Source organism: Streptomyces sp. BYX5S, assembly GCF_054724165.1.
This window is the reverse complement of sequence record NZ_CM138829.1, coordinates 7,635,546-7,648,975: the sequence shown is the minus strand read 5'-3', so window position 1 is coordinate 7,648,975 and position 13,430 is coordinate 7,635,546. Positions and strand designations below refer to the sequence as shown.

Below are 13,430 nucleotides of genomic sequence, written 5' to 3'. Positions count from 1 at the left end.
GACCCAGGGAGTGCGTGTCACAGGGCCGCGGCCCGGTCCCGCCGCCCACCCGCACTTCGTACCCCGCCCCAGGAGGACAGCGTGACCACCGCCGCCAGAACCCGTACGCGTACCGCACGCGAAATCCCCGCACCCGCACCGGCATCCCGCCGCACCACCGGCACCGCCGCCCTCCTGGCCGCGCTGCTCGGCTTCGCCGTGATCACCATCGACGTGTCGGCCGTGAACATCGCCCTGCCGGGCATCCGCGCCGACCTGCACAGCGGCATGACCGGGCTGCAATGGGTGGCGGACGCGTACACGTTGATGTTCGCCGGCCTGATGCTGTCGGCCGGAGCCCTCTCCGACCGCACCGGCGCCCGCCGCGCGTACGTCCTCGGCACGGCCCTGTTCACCCTCGCGTCCCTGGCCTGCGCCGTCGCGCCCGGCCTCGGTGCGCTGATCGCGGCCCGCGTCGTCCAGGGCGGGGCGGCGGCGGTGCTGATGCCGGCGTCGCTGGCGCTGATCCGCGAGGCGTACGACGACGCGCGGCGGCGGGCGCGGGCCATCGCGCTGTGGACGGTGGGCGGTTCGGTGTCGATGGCGGCGGGCCCGGTGCTCGGCGGCGTACTGACCGAACACGTCGGCTGGCGTGCGGTGTTCTTCCTCAACCTGCCCGTCGGCGCGGCCATCCTGGCGCTCCTGACGAAGGTCGCCCCGTCCCCGCGCCGCCCGGCACCCCTGGACGTACCCGGCCAGATCACCGCGGTCCTCACCCTCGCGGGCCTGACCTTCGCGGTGATCGAGGGCGGCGTGGCCGGACTCGCGGCGTTCGCCGTGGCGGTGGTCTCCGCGATCGTCTTCTACGTGACCGAGCGGCGCCACCGCGCCCCGATGGTCCCGCTGAGCATGGTGCGCGACCGCACGGTGTCGGTGTCCCTCGCGGTGGGCTTCGCCATCAACGCGGGCTTCTACGGGGTGGTGTTCCTGCTCGGCCTCTACCTCCAGCAGCTGCGCGGCATGTCGGCGACGGCGGCGGGCCTGGTCTTCGTACCGCTGGCCGTACTGATCACCGCCACGAACCTGGTCTCGCCCCGCGTCGCCGAACGCTTCGGCCGCCGCCCGGTCGTCGTCATCGGCCAACTCGTCCTGGCACTCGCCATGTTCGCCCTGCTCCCCCTGACGGCGCACACCCCGATGTGGCTGCTCCTGCTCCTCCTCGTCCCCACCGGCCTCGGCGGCGCGTTCGCGATCCCGGCGGTGACGGCGATGCTGATGGACGCGGTCCCCGGCCCCCGCGTCGGCACGGCCTCCGGCCTCCTCAACGCCCTCCGCCAGACCGGCGGCGCCCTCGCGGTCGCCATGTTCGGCACCCTCCTCGCGAGCGGCCACGACCACACCTTCTCCCTGAGCGGGATGCGGGTGAGCCTGATGGTGGCGGGAGTGCTGCTGGTCGCGACGGCGACGGCGAGCGCGGCACTGCTGCGCCCCTCAAGCCCCGCCGGCGATTGAGGCGCGGGGCCCGGGGCAGAGCCCCGATCTTTCAAGCCGGTGCCGCGTTCGAGGCGCGGAGCCCCGATCTTTCAAGCCCCTGCGGCGATTGAGCAGCGGGGTCCGGGGCGGAGCCCCGAGGCGTCGACCACGGCCCACCGCACCCTCACCGCCCCCGCGCATACCGCCCCGGCGCAACCCCCACCACCCGCTTGAAGCACCGCGTCAAATGCGACTGGTCGTAAAACCCGCACGCCTCCGCCACCTCGACCACCGCCCGCCCCCCGAGCAACAACCTCCGCGCCCGGTCCACCCGCCGCGCCATCAGGTACTGATGCGGAGCGATCCCGTACGCCGCACCGAACGACCGCACCAGATGCGCGGGATGCGCGTGCACCAAGGAGGCGGCCTCCTTCAGGCCGACGCCCTCGGTCAGCCGCGCGTCGAGCAACTCCCGCAGGGACGCCGCGACCCGCCGGTCCGGCCGGGGCCCGCGGACCTCGGCGAGCGCCGGCCGCAACCGCTCACGCAGCCGCTCCCCGACGAGGGCCAGCCGCGCCGCGCCCTCCAGCTCGTCGCCGGGGTGCGCGAGCGCGGTGTGCAGCTGGCCGATGCGCCGCCGCAGCAGCGGATCGACGAGGTCGGGGGTGTCCACGGCGGCCCCGATGAAGGAGGCGTCGAGCGGCCCGTCGTCGCCCGCCGCGTCCAGGTAGAGGACCCGCTTGCGGAACCCCTCGGGCGTGGCGGCCTGCCCGTTGTGCGGGACGTGCGGCGGCAGCAGGGAGACCGTGCCGAGCGGCGTCCCGTGCTCGTGCCGCTCCAGGTCGTAGCGGACCGCGCCCTCGTCGACGATGAGCAGCGTCCAGGTGTCGTGCACGTGCATCGGGTACGCGTGCCGCGTGAAACGGGCGTGGAAGACCTCCGCGACGCCCGGTACGCGGGGCCGCCACGCGGTGATCTCCTCGGTGCCGCCGGGCATGCAAAAAACGTACAAGACCGGGCCCGGGAAGACCCGGCAGTCTCACGGCATGAGCACCGAGACCACCGCCCCCGCCGCCCCGGCCCCCGTCCGCTTCGACACCAAGATCGCCGTGCTGCTCCGCGACGACCTGGAGACCTGGCAGCGCCTGAACGTCACGGCCTTCCTGGTCAGCGGCCTCGGCACCCGGCTGCCCGAGGTGATCGGCGAACCGTACGAGGACGCGGACGGCACCCCGTACCTGCCGATGCTGCGGCAGCCGGTGCTGGTCTTCGAGGGCGGCAAGGACCTGCTGAGGGCCGCCCACGAACGCACCCTGCGCCGCGCCCTGCCCCGCGCCGTCTTCACCTCCGACCTGTTCGCCACCGGCAACGACACCGACAACAGGGCGGCCGTACGCTCCGTCTCCGCCACCGAGCTCGACCTGGTCGGCCTCGCCCTGTACGGCCCGCGCAACGCGGTGGACAAGGCCCTGAAGGGCGCCCGCATGCACCCGTGACGCCCGGTGCGGCCGCGGAACCCCCGCGAGGCACACAGCAAAAGGCACAGCGAAAGGCGCAGGAAAGGATCCAGGAAAAGGCAGGAGCCCCGCTGCCTGACGGCGCGGGGCTCCTTGGGTACTGCACTAGGTTCCGGATCAGATCACGGCAACCACCGTGCGATCACAGAGGATCAGACGGGGGTGACGTTCTCCGCCTGCGGGCCCTTCGGGCCCTGCGTGACGTCGAAGGACACGGCCTGGTTCTCCTCGAGGGAGCGGAAGCCGCTTGCGTTGATCGCGGAGTAGTGGACGAAGACGTCCGGGCCGCCGCCTTCCTGGGCGATGAAGCCAAAGCCCTTTTCAGCGTTGAACCACTTCACGGTTCCGGTAGCCATAAGCCCTCCCATGGGCCAAAGGGTTGCCCTGCTCCAGAACCTGCAAATGCGCTTGCGAACAACTGCAAAAGTCTGAAAACGACGAGAGCCCGCGGTCACATGCTCCGCAGGCTCTGTACTGCAAGGGAAACCAAACTGCAACTTGCGGCGAGCCTAGCACGCAGGCAGCCGAAAGCAATAGAGGGCAAGATCACGTCACCCGCAGGTTTGACGAGATCTTGCTGAGGGTTGACCGGTGTCCCGCCGGACCCGGATCCTGCACCGTACCGCATGGGGTTTAGTCTCGCGATGTGGACAATTCTCCCGAGATCCTGAAGGCCGCGCGCCGCACCCGTCCGCGAGTGGGCCACATCCAGTTCCTGAACTGCATGCCTCTGTACTGGGGACTTGCCAGGACCGGCTCGCTCCTCGACTTCGAGCTCACCAAGGACACGCCGGAGAAGCTCAGCGAGCAGCTGGTCGACGGCGACCTCGACATCGGCCCGATCACCCTCGTCGAGTTCCTCAAGGCGGCCGACGACCTGGTCGCCTTCCCCAATCTCGCGGTGGGCTGCGACGGCCCCGTGATGTCCTGCGTGATCGTGTCGCAGGTTCCCCTCGACCAGCTGGACGGCCGGCGTGTCGCCCTCGGGTCCACGTCCCGCACGTCGGTGCGGCTCGCGCAGCTGCTGCTCGCCGAGCGCTTCGGCGTCCAGCCCGACTACTACTCCTGCCCGCCCGACCTCGGCCTGATGATGCAGGACGCGGAGGCGGCCGTGCTCATCGGCGACGCGGCGCTGCGGGCCAACCTGCACGACGCCCCGCGGCTCGGCCTCCAGGTCCACGACCTGGGCGCGCTGTGGAAGGAGTGGACGGGGCTGCCGTTCGTCTTCGCGGTGTGGGCCGCGCGCAAGGACTACGCCGCGCGCGAGCCGCTGATCACGCGGAAGGTGCACGAGGCGTTCCTGGCCTCCCGCGACCTCTCCCTGGAGGAGGTCTCGAAGGTCGCCGAGCAGGCGGCGCGCTGGGAGGTCTTCGACGAGAAGATCCTGGAGGAGTACTTCACGACGCTCGACTTCCGTTTCGGTCCCGCGCAGCTGGAAGGCGTCACGGAGTTCGCGCGCCGGGTCGGCCCCACGACGGGATTTCCCGCGGATGTCCGCGTCGAACTGCTGGGCTCCTGAATTCCGCCTTCCGCCTTTGTGCGTGAATTCCTCGCCGACGGGTGAATTCGGCATGAATTCGCGGTGATTCCCCAAGTGTCCGCCCTGTGTTCCGACGGGTTCGCGGGGCGTGTGCGCGGGCGATGCGCGGGGCTACGCTGCTGAGGCGCGCGTGCACATCGGGGGAGGTCCGCACATGCAGCCGCTTCAGACCGGCGAACCCACCGCGGTGGGGCCCTATCGGTTGCTCGGCAGGATCGGTTCGGGCGGCATGGGGCGGGTGTATCTGGGCCGCAGCGCCGGAGGCCGCACCGTCGCCGTGAAGGTCGTGCATCCGCACTTCGCGCTCGACGACGAGTTCCGGGCCCGCTTCAAGCGCGAGGTGCAGGCCGCCCGCCGGGTCGGCGGGGCCTGGACGGCGCCGGTGCTCGACGCGGACCCGGACGCCGAGGTGCCGTGGGTGGCGACGGGCTACGTCGCCGGACCCTCGCTCACCCAGGCCGTCACCGAGGGCGGCCGGCTGCCCGAGCACTCCGTACGGGCCCTGGGGGCCGGTCTCGCCGAGGCGCTGGACGCCGTGCACGGCCTGGGCCTCGTGCACCGCGACGTGAAGCCCTCGAACGTGCTGCTCACCCTCGACGGGCCCCGGCTCATCGACTTCGGGATCGCCCGCGCCACCGACGGCACGGCCTCCCTCACCTCCACCGGCGTCTCCATCGGCTCGCCCGGCTACATGTCGCCCGAGCAGATCCTCGGCAAGGGCGTCACCGGCGCCGCCGACGTCTTCTCGCTCGGCGCGGTCCTGGTGTACGCGGCGGCGGGGTCGTCCCCCTTCCCCGGGGACTCGTCCGCCGCGCTGCTCTACAAGGTCGTCCACGAGGAGCCCGAACTCGGGGCGCTCACCGGCGAACTGCGCGAGGTCGCCGCGGCCTGCCTCGCGAAGGACGCGGCGGCCCGTCCCACGCCGGGCGAGGTCGCGCGGCGCCTCGCGCCCGAGGGCGCGGCACGGCTCGTGGGGGCGGGGTGGCTGCCCGGCCCACTGGTGGCGGAGGTCTCGCGCGGGGCGGTGCGGCTGCTGGACCTGGAGAGCGCCCCCGCCGCCGTACCGGACTCCGGCCTCACCGACTTCACCAGCCCGGCGGTGACCGGGGGCTCGGCCCCGGCCGGTGTCTTCGGACCGCCGGACCCCTCCTACGCGGCCTTCCCCCAGCCGCGTAACGACGACGCGCGCCCGGCCGCGCCGCAGTCGCCCACGGAGACCTCCCGGCCGGGCGCCGCCAAGGAGGACGCGGTCCCCGGCCGCCTCTCGGTGTCCGTGTCGGCTACCTCGACGCGCGGAACGGGCAACGGGCGGGGCCGCAAGCTCAGTTGCTCGGTGGTGCTCGCCGTGGCGGGGGCGCTCGCGGCGGTGACCGTCGGCGGCGTGTTCCTGCTCCGCTTCGTCTCCACCGAGAGCGAGGGCGGGGCCGACGCCGGTGCGCAGCCCCCGGCCGACGCCTCCAAGGCGCAGACCGTGCCCGACTTCTACCTCGGCGCCTGGAAGGGCCCGGTGAAACAGGCGGGCCTGGACGGCGGCACGTTCCGCGTCGACCTGAAGCAGGCCGGGGTCGGCGAGCAGGTCGGCAGGGTGACCTCGACCGATCCGCTCGGCATCCTGCGCTGCGTCGACGTCCTGACGCTGAAGTCGGCCGACGGCAAGGAACTGGTGGCCGCGGGCAAGGCCGCGCCCGACAACCCCGGGGCCTGCGCGAAGGGGGCGCACACCGTGCACCTCACCAAGGACGGCAAGGCCCTGACGTACACCTCGCGGTATCCGGACGCCGGTGATCCCGTGGCGCACCTCAAGAAGGTGGGGCAGTAGGCCGTGGGCGTCGAGACCGTGCTCGCCGCCCTGTGGGGCGCCCTCACCGGGATGCTGCTGCCCCGGCCCGCGTACCGCCTCAGTGTCGAGCCGGGCCAGCCGTGGCGCCCGGCCCGCGGCTGGCTGGGGCCGGGGCCCGGACCGGGTGCGGCCGGGCTCGCCGCCTGCACGGCGGTCGTCTGCGCGCTGCTCGCCGCGGCCACCGGCACCCGTCCCGAGCTGGCCGTCTGGCTGCTGCTCGCGCCGCTCGGCGTGCTCCTCGCGACCGTCGACTTCGCGGTGAAGCGGCTCCCCGACGTGCTCACGCTGCCGCTCGCGGCGCTCGCCGTGCTCGCGCTCGGCGGGGCGGCGCTGCTGCCGGAGGCCGCCGGGGCGTGGAGCGGGGCGCTGTGGGGCGCGCTCGGCCTCGGCGGCGGCTACCTGCTGCTGCTCCTCGCGTACCCGAAGGGGATGGGCTTCGGCGACGTGAAGCTCGCGGTGGGGCTCGGCGCGGTGCTCGGCTGGTACGGGTGGGGCGTGCTGTTCCTGGGCGCGTTCGCGGGCGTGCTGTTCAACGGCCTGTACGCGCTGGTCCTCGTGGTGACGCGGCGGGCCGGGCGGGGGACCGAGATCCCGTTCGGCCCCTTCATGATCCTGGGCGCCCTCGCGGGGGTTCTGATGGGTGGCCTGGGCGCCTGACGTACGCTGAGATTTCAGCTCAGACTCGTCGAGATTCCAGCTCGGACTCGTCAGAATCCTCCGAAAGGGGCTCGCCCGGTGACCGAGAAGGCCGCGCTTCAGTCCGTCCTCGACCGCGCCGCCGCCGGTGGCCGTGTCACCCCGGAGGAGGCCGTCGCCCTGTACCGCGACGCCCCGCTGCACGCGCTGGGTGCCGCCGCCGACGCGATCCGCCGCCGCAAGTGCGCGGGCATCGAGCACATCGCGACGTACATCATCGAGCGGAACATCAACTACACGAACGTGTGCGTCACGGCGTGCAAGTTCTGTGCCTTCTACGCCGCGCCCAAGGACACCAAGAAGGGCTGGTCGCGCGACCTGGAGGACATCCTGCGGCGCTGCCAGGAGACCGTCGAGCTCGGCGGCACGCAGATCATGTTCCAGGGCGGGCACCACCCGGACTACGGCGTCGAGTACTACGAGAAGCACTTCGGGGCCATCAAGAAGGAGTTCCCGCAGCTCGTCATCCACAGCCTCGGCGCTTCGGAGGTCGAGCACATGGCGCGCATCTCCAAGGTCTCCGTCGAGGAGGCGATCCAGCGCATCCACGCCGCGGGTCTCGACTCCTTCGCGGGCGCCGGCGCGGAGCTGCTCCCGGCCCGTCCCCGCAAGGCCATCGCTCCCCTCAAGGAGTCCGGCGAGCGCTGGCTGGAGATCATGGAGACGGCGCACCGGCTGGGTGTGGAGTCCACGTCCACGATGCTCATGGGCACCGGCGAGACCAACGCCGAGCGCATCGAGCACCTGCGCATGATCCGTGACACGCAGGACAAAACGGGCGGCTTCCGCGCGTTCATCCCGTACACGTACCAGCCGGAGAACAACCACCTGAAGGGCCGCACGCAGGCGACGCTCTTCGAGTACCTGCGCATGATCGCGATCGCCCGGATCTTCCTGGACAACGTCCAGCACATCCAGGGCTCCTGGCTGACCACCGGCAAGGAGGTCGGTCAGCTCTCCCTCCACTACGGCGCCGACGACCTCGGTTCGATCATGCTGGAGGAGAACGTCGTCTCCTCGGCCGGTGCCAAGCACCGCTCGAACCGCATGGAGATCATCGAGCTGATCCGCAAGGCGGGCCGCGTCCCGGCGCAGCGCGCCACGACGTACGAGCACCTCGTCGTGCACGACGACCCGGCGAACGACCCGGTCGACGACCGTGTCACCTCACACATCTCGTCCACCGCGATCGAGGGCGGCACGGCGCACCCCGAGCTGAAGCTCGTCTCCGCCAACTAGGGCGTTCCGCTTCCGTGCTGACACTTCACACCACCGAGGCCGACGGGGCGGCCGTCCTCGTCGAGGGCGAGACCGTCCAGGCGCTCGGACCGTACGAGGAGCTGGCCGCCGCGCACCCGCGGGCGCGGGTGCGGCGCTGGCCCGGCATCCTCACCCCCGGCCTCCTCAACCCGTACGGGCCCGAGATCCTGGAGCACACGTACCACCCGGATCCGCGGGAGGCGGACACGTACGGGACGGTGCCGATCGGCGGGGAGCGGGCGCGGGAGATCTTCCGGGCGGATCCGTCGCTGCTCGGGGCGAGTGCGCGGCGGGGGGTGCAGCGGCTGTTCGCGCACGGGACGGTGGCCCTCGCGGGTGAGCTCCGCTCCAAGGTGGTCCTTGAGGTGGCGCAGCGGTCCGGCCTCGCGTTCGGCGCCCGCCCCGACCGGCTCCCGGGACCTGTGTCCCTCTCCCCGAAACCCCTCGTCCTGCTGCCCGCCCTCACGGTGGGCGGCCCCGCGCGCTTCGCCGTCTTCGACGTCGCGGACCGTGCGGACCTGGTCGCGAGGGGGGCGTCCACGTGCGTCGCCACGGTGGTGGCGGGCCGCCTCCTGTACCGCACCCGCTGACCCGCCCTCGGGGCTCCGCCCCGAACCCCGCTGCTCAATCGCCGCAGGGGCTGGGCATTTCAAGCCCCGCCGGCGATTGAGGCGGGCGGCTCCGTGGGTCCGGTCGCGGGGCTCCGCCCCGGTCCCCGCTGCTCAATCGCCGCAGGGGCTTGAATTCCCCAGCCCCGCCGGCGCTTGAGGCGAGATTTACCTAGCCCCGCCGGCGATTGAGGCGAGCGGTGCCGGTGGCGGGGGCGTGGGGCTGGAAGGTGGGTGGCGTGCCGCAGGGGCTCGGTGCGGGTCGGGAGCCGGGGGCTGCCACAATGACGGTGTGACCCGTGCATCCCTGGACAAGCAGCCCCACGAAGTCGCTTCGATGTTCGACGACGTGGCGGAGAAGTACGACCTCACCAACGACGTGCTGTCCCTGGGACAGGCCCGGCTGTGGCGCAAGGAGGTCGCCAAGGCGGTCGACGCACGCCCCGCGCAGAAGGTGCTCGACCTCGCCGCCGGCACCGCCACCTCCTCGCAGCCCTTCGTCCAGGCCGGCGCCTACGTCGTCCCCTGCGACTTCTCCCTCGGCATGCTCCGCGTCGGCAAGCAGCGCCACCCGTGGATGCCGTTCACGGCCGGCGACGGCACGAAGCTGCCGTTCAAGGACGACACGTTCGACGCCGTCACCATCTCCTTCGGCCTGCGCAACATCCAGGACACCGAGCAGGCCCTGCGCGAGCTGCACCGCGTCACGAAGCCCGGCGGCCGGGTCGTCATCTGCGAGTTCAGCCACCCGACGTGGGCGCCGTTCCGCACCGTGTACACCGAGTACCTGATGCGCGCGCTGCCACCGGTCGCCCGCGCGGTGTCGTCGAACCCGGACGCGTACGTCTACCTCGCCGAGTCCATCCGCGCCTGGCCCACGCAGCCCGAACTGGCCGCGATGATGCAGGGCGTCGGCTGGCAGCGGGTGGCCTGGCGGAACCTCACCGGCGGCATCGTCACCCTGCACCGCGGCTTCAAGAAGGCCTGACGCGGGCCGCGGTGCGGCGACGCGCATAACGGTTCAACTGCGCCTGACGGCAAACGTGTTGAAGGGAACCGGGCGGCGGACAGGATGTGTCCCTTGAGAGTGGGGGACCTCGCGCTCCGGTGACCGGCGGAGCGGCAGGGCTCGCCCCGTCGTACCCGATCGCCCGGGGGAGAACCACGATGCCGCCGTCGAACTGCCCGCACTGCGGAGCCACCACGCCCGACGGGACGGGTTCCTGCGTGAGCTGCGGCCAGGAGGGCCCGCCCGCCTTCCACGCCGCACCCACCCTGTCGGCGCCACAGGCACCACAAGTGCCACAAGCACCACAGGCGCCGCAGGCACCACCCGCTCCGCAGCCCCCGTCGTACGCCCAGACCCCGTCCCAGCCGTATCCGCCATCCCCGCCGCACCACACCGGACGCGTCGGGCTCTGGGTCGCCACCCTCGTCGGCGCCGTCGTGATCGGCGGCGGCGCCGCGGCCGGGGTGCTGCTCCTCCAGGGCGACGGGGACGGCGGGAGCGGCGCGGACCAGAAGCCCGCCAAGGACGACCGACCGGTCGCCGCGGCCAGCGAGGACCCGGCCCCCGCGCCGACCACCACGGTCACGGCGACCTCCACGCCCACCCCCACCCCCACGGTTGCCGCCACCCGCCCCGCCCCCTCGGCCCCGCCCGGCTACCACCAGGTCACCGACGAGCTCGGCTTCACGTTCGCCGTCCCGGACGTCTGGTACCGCCAGGGCGTCGAGAACGGCAGCCAGGTCACGTACGCGGGCAGCACCGGCCAGGAGCACTACCTCGTCGGCGTCATCCCGAACGCCCCCTACACCTCGTACGGCAACCTCCTGAACATGGAGAAGCACGCCGAGGCCGACGAGGACAAAGCGAACTACCGGCGGCTGCGGCTGGAGCGGAACACCTTCCAGGGGCGGCCGGGCGCGCTGTGGGAGTACACCTACGAGAACGCGGCCGGGCAGACCGTCCACTGCGTCGACCAGTCCTACGTCGCCGCCGACGGCACCGAGTACGCGATCCTGCTCACCGTGAACGACGACGTGTGGGAGGAGTCCGAGGAGATCTACCGGGTGGGTCTCGACACCTGGCGGCTCACGGACACGGACTGAACGACTCGCTGCGCAGGGGAGGTTCGTCCGGCGCGTCGAGCTCCCTGCGCATCCCGCCGCCGCGCGGCCCGGGTGTCCGCGGCACGCGCACGCCCGCGCCGCCACCGCCCTCGCCCTCTCCGAGGTCGAACCAGACGGTGACGACGGCGTCCCGCGGCACCTCGATCCCCGGCAGTGGGTACTGGCGCACCACGTACTCCACCGTGACCCGGTCGAAGTCGTCCCGGTCGGCGGCCGCGATCCGCACGCCGTGCTCGTGGGCCGCCTGCCGGGCGTCGACCGCCATCAGGCCGACCAGCTTCGGCACGAGCACTTCCGGGACATCGGAACCCGATGCCTTGGGCGTCTTGGGTGTATTCACCACAGATGTCACCCCCAGGAGGTATCGGAAGGGTAGCTCTTGGGGTGCGGTGTCCGGAAGGTCCGGTGTCGGAGAGATCCGGCGCCGGGCGCCCCCGGCTGACCGGAACGCCGCTCACGGCTCCCGCGGCAGGGGGCTCACAGCTCCAGCCGGAAGCAGTGCCCCTGCTTGCCGGTCGGCGTCACGAACGTCTCCGCCAGCTCCATGCCCAGGCGCCGCGTCACCGCGATCGAGCGCTCGTTGAGGGCGTAGACCATCGCGACGACGCTCTTCGTGCCCGTCTCCCTGACCCGGTCCAGCGTCATGCGCGCGGCCGCGGTCGCGTACCCCTTGCCCCAGTACGCGCGCCCGAGCCGCCAGCCGATCTCGATCTCGCCGACCGGCCCCCAGGTGCCCGGCCAGGGCTGGGCGCCCGTGAACCCGATGACGTCACCGCCGTCGTCGGTCATCGTCCACAGGCAGAACCCGTGCTCCGCCTCGTGCCTGCGCTGCCGCGCGGTCAGCTCCTCGTACACGGAGAGCTCCGCGGACGCGCCGCCGTGGAACTCCATGACGTCGGGGTGGTCGAACACCCGGTGCCAGGCGAAGGCGTCCTCGTGGGTGGGGACGCGCAGATCCACGGCGGGCAGAACTCGACTCATGGGCTGGCCCTTCGGCTGGGTGATCGCAGTCGCTGAATAGACTGCCCATGTCCGTGCCGGACGGCACACCGTTTTCGAGCCTGGGGAGAACCCGCCGTGACCGAGCAGCCCAAGCGACTCGTCAAGAATGCTGAGCACAGCGCGGACGTGATCGTCGTCGGGGCCGGACCAGCCGGCTCGACGACCGCCTACTACCTCGCCAAGGCCGGTCTCGACGTCCTGCTTCTGGAGAAGACGGCGTTCCCGCGTGAGAAGGTCTGCGGCGACGGCCTCACCCCGCGCGCCACCAAACAGCTCGTCTCCATGGGCATCGACATCTCCGAGGAGGCCGGCTGGCTGCGCAACAAGGGCCTGCGCATCATCGGCGGCGGCGTCCGCCTCCAGCTCGACTGGCCCGAGCTCGCCTCGTTCCCCGACTACGGACTCGTTCGCAAGCGCGACGACTTCGACGAGCAGCTCGCGCGCCAGGCGCAGAAGGCCGGCGCCCGCCTGTACGAGCGGTGCAACGTCGGCGCCCCGATCACCGACGAGCGCACCGGCCGCATCACCGGCGTGCACGCGAAGCTCGGCGACGAGAAGACCGAGGTCACCTTCCACGCCCCGCTCGTCGTCGCCGCCGACGGCAACTCCACGCGGCTGTCCCTCGCCATGGGCCTGCACCGCCGCGAGGACCGCCCGATGGGCGTCGCGGTCCGTACGTACTTCACCTCGCCCCGCCACGACGACGACTACCTGGAGTCCTGGCTGGAGCTGTGGGACCGGCGCGGCGCCGAGGACCGGCTCCTTCCCGGCTACGGCTGGGTCTTCGGCATGGGCGACGGCACGTCCAACGTCGGCCTCGGCATCCTCAACTCCTCCAAGGCGTTCAAGGAGTTGGACTGGCGCGAGGTGCTCAAGGCCTGGTGCGCCTCGATGCCCGAGGACTGGGGCTTCACCCCGGACAACATGACGATGCCGATCCGCGGCGCCGCCCTCCCCATGGCCTTCAACCGCCAGCCGCACTACACCAAGGGCCTGCTCCTGGTCGGCGACGCGGGCGGCCTGGTCAACCCGTTCAACGGCGAGGGCATCGCGTACGCCATGGAGTCCGGCCAGATCGCCGCCGACGTCATCGTGCAGGCGCACGCCCGCGCCACCGACGCCCAGCGCGAACTCGCCCTCCAGCGCTACCCGAAGGTCCTCAAGGACACCTACGGCGGCTACTACACGATGGGCCGCGCCTTCGTGAAGCTGATCGGCAACCCGAAGGTCATGAAGATCGCGACGCAGCGCGGTCTGACCCACCCGATGCTGATGAAGTTCACGCTGAAGATGCTCGCCAACCTGACCGACCCGACCGGCGGCGACGCGATGGACCGGGTCATCAACGGGCTGAGCAAGGTCGCCCCGAAGGCCTGAATTGG

14 protein-coding genes are annotated in these 13,430 nt (G+C 72.0%); 10 read left to right on the top strand and 4 right to left on the bottom strand.

The window, feature by feature from the left end:
* Positions 1-81 precede the first annotated feature (81 nt).
* A complete protein-coding gene (locus ACYBSK_RS34495; RefSeq protein ID WP_460244435.1) occupies positions 82-1,491 on the top strand; it encodes an MFS transporter in 1,410 nt (469 codons plus the stop codon).
* A 145-nt stretch (positions 1,492-1,636) separates the two neighbouring features.
* Here ACYBSK_RS34495 and ACYBSK_RS34490 read toward each other — a convergent pair whose 3' ends face one another.
* Positions 1,637-2,449, bottom strand: coding sequence for a helix-turn-helix domain-containing protein (locus ACYBSK_RS34490; RefSeq protein WP_460244434.1), 813 nt, complete (start codon positions 2,447-2,449; stop codon positions 1,637-1,639).
* Between ACYBSK_RS34490 and ACYBSK_RS34485 the strand changes: the two genes are divergently transcribed.
* The gene (locus ACYBSK_RS34485) at positions 2,448-2,948 is read left to right on the top strand and encodes a DUF2000 family protein (protein WP_460244433.1); all 501 of its coding nucleotides are present in this window, start codon (positions 2,448-2,450) and stop codon (positions 2,946-2,948) included. The genes ACYBSK_RS34490 and ACYBSK_RS34485 overlap by 2 nt on opposite strands.
* Before the next feature lie 173 nt (positions 2,949-3,121).
* On the opposite strand, the gene ACYBSK_RS34480 is transcribed toward ACYBSK_RS34485, so the two are convergent.
* Complete coding sequence (locus ACYBSK_RS34480) at positions 3,122-3,325, bottom strand: cold-shock protein (protein WP_003998944.1); 204 nt, start codon at positions 3,323-3,325, stop codon at positions 3,122-3,124.
* Between the two features lie 368 nt (positions 3,326-3,693).
* Between ACYBSK_RS34480 and ACYBSK_RS34475 the strand changes: the two genes are divergently transcribed.
* The 7 genes from ACYBSK_RS34475 (at position 3,694) to ACYBSK_RS34445 (ending at position 11,025) form a co-directional block, all read left to right on the top strand.
* The gene (locus ACYBSK_RS34475) at positions 3,694-4,488 is read left to right on the top strand and encodes a menaquinone biosynthetic enzyme MqnA/MqnD family protein (RefSeq protein ID WP_460247154.1); all 795 of its coding nucleotides are present in this window, start codon (positions 3,694-3,696) and stop codon (positions 4,486-4,488) included.
* A 175-nt stretch (positions 4,489-4,663) separates the two neighbouring features.
* Positions 4,664-6,328: a serine/threonine-protein kinase gene (locus ACYBSK_RS34470; RefSeq protein ID WP_460244432.1), complete on the top strand. Its 1,665-nt coding sequence runs from the start codon at positions 4,664-4,666 to the stop codon at positions 6,326-6,328.
* A 51-nt stretch (positions 6,329-6,379) separates the two neighbouring features.
* Complete coding sequence (locus tag ACYBSK_RS34465; RefSeq protein WP_460247153.1) at positions 6,380-7,006, top strand: prepilin peptidase; 627 nt, start codon at positions 6,380-6,382, stop codon at positions 7,004-7,006.
* A 78-nt stretch (positions 7,007-7,084) separates the two neighbouring features.
* A complete protein-coding gene (gene mqnC, locus ACYBSK_RS34460) occupies positions 7,085-8,284 on the top strand; it encodes a cyclic dehypoxanthinyl futalosine synthase (protein ID WP_460244431.1) in 1,200 nt (399 codons plus the stop codon).
* Between the two features lie 14 nt (positions 8,285-8,298).
* Positions 8,299-8,895 (top strand): imidazolonepropionase-like domain-containing protein, encoded by a 597-nt coding sequence (locus ACYBSK_RS34455; RefSeq protein WP_460244430.1) that lies wholly within the window; start codon positions 8,299-8,301, stop codon positions 8,893-8,895.
* Positions 8,896-9,205: 310 nt separating this feature from the next.
* Positions 9,206-9,901 carry a demethylmenaquinone methyltransferase gene (locus ACYBSK_RS34450; RefSeq protein WP_457481159.1) on the top strand — a complete coding sequence of 232 codons (696 nt, stop codon included), beginning with the start codon at positions 9,206-9,208 and terminating at the stop codon, positions 9,899-9,901.
* A gap of 311 nt (positions 9,902-10,212) precedes the next feature.
* Positions 10,213-11,025 (top strand): hypothetical protein, encoded by an 813-nt coding sequence (locus tag ACYBSK_RS34445; RefSeq protein ID WP_460244429.1) that lies wholly within the window; start codon positions 10,213-10,215, stop codon positions 11,023-11,025.
* Here ACYBSK_RS34445 and ACYBSK_RS34440 read toward each other — a convergent pair.
* Together ACYBSK_RS34440 and ACYBSK_RS34435 are read right to left on the bottom strand one after the other, a co-directional pair.
* The gene (locus ACYBSK_RS34440) at positions 11,009-11,338 is read right to left on the bottom strand and encodes a PASTA domain-containing protein (RefSeq protein WP_457481952.1); all 330 of its coding nucleotides are present in this window, start codon (positions 11,336-11,338) and stop codon (positions 11,009-11,011) included. The two genes, ACYBSK_RS34445 and ACYBSK_RS34440, sit on opposite strands and share 17 nt — an antisense overlap.
* 185 nt (positions 11,339-11,523) lie before the next feature.
* Positions 11,524-12,027 (bottom strand): GNAT family N-acetyltransferase, encoded by a 504-nt coding sequence (locus ACYBSK_RS34435; RefSeq protein ID WP_460244428.1) that lies wholly within the window; start codon positions 12,025-12,027, stop codon positions 11,524-11,526.
* 96 nt (positions 12,028-12,123) lie between these two features.
* Between ACYBSK_RS34435 and ACYBSK_RS34430 the strand changes: the two genes are divergently transcribed.
* Positions 12,124-13,425, top strand: coding sequence for a geranylgeranyl reductase family protein (locus tag ACYBSK_RS34430; protein WP_457481156.1), 1,302 nt, complete (start codon positions 12,124-12,126; stop codon positions 13,423-13,425).
* The last annotated feature ends 5 nt before the right edge of the window (positions 13,426-13,430 follow it).

Coding starts and splice junctions, on each gene's coding strand:
- ACYBSK_RS34485 (WP_460244433.1), top strand. CDS start 2,448: ATGCAAAAAACGTACAAGACCGGGCCCGGGAAGACCCGGCAGTCTCAC.
- ACYBSK_RS34490 (WP_460244434.1), bottom strand. CDS start 2,449: ATGCCCGGCGGCACCGAGGAGATCACCGCGTGGCGGCCCCGCGTACCG.
- ACYBSK_RS34480 (WP_003998944.1), bottom strand. CDS start 3,325: ATGGCTACCGGAACCGTGAAGTGGTTCAACGCTGAAAAGGGCTTTGGC.
- ACYBSK_RS34475 (WP_460247154.1), top strand. CDS start 3,694: ATGCCTCTGTACTGGGGACTTGCCAGGACCGGCTCGCTCCTCGACTTC.
- ACYBSK_RS34470 (WP_460244432.1), top strand. CDS start 4,664: ATGCAGCCGCTTCAGACCGGCGAACCCACCGCGGTGGGGCCCTATCGG.
- ACYBSK_RS34465 (WP_460247153.1), top strand. CDS start 6,380: ATGCTGCTGCCCCGGCCCGCGTACCGCCTCAGTGTCGAGCCGGGCCAG.
- ACYBSK_RS34435 (WP_460244428.1), bottom strand. CDS start 12,027: ATGAGTCGAGTTCTGCCCGCCGTGGATCTGCGCGTCCCCACCCACGAG.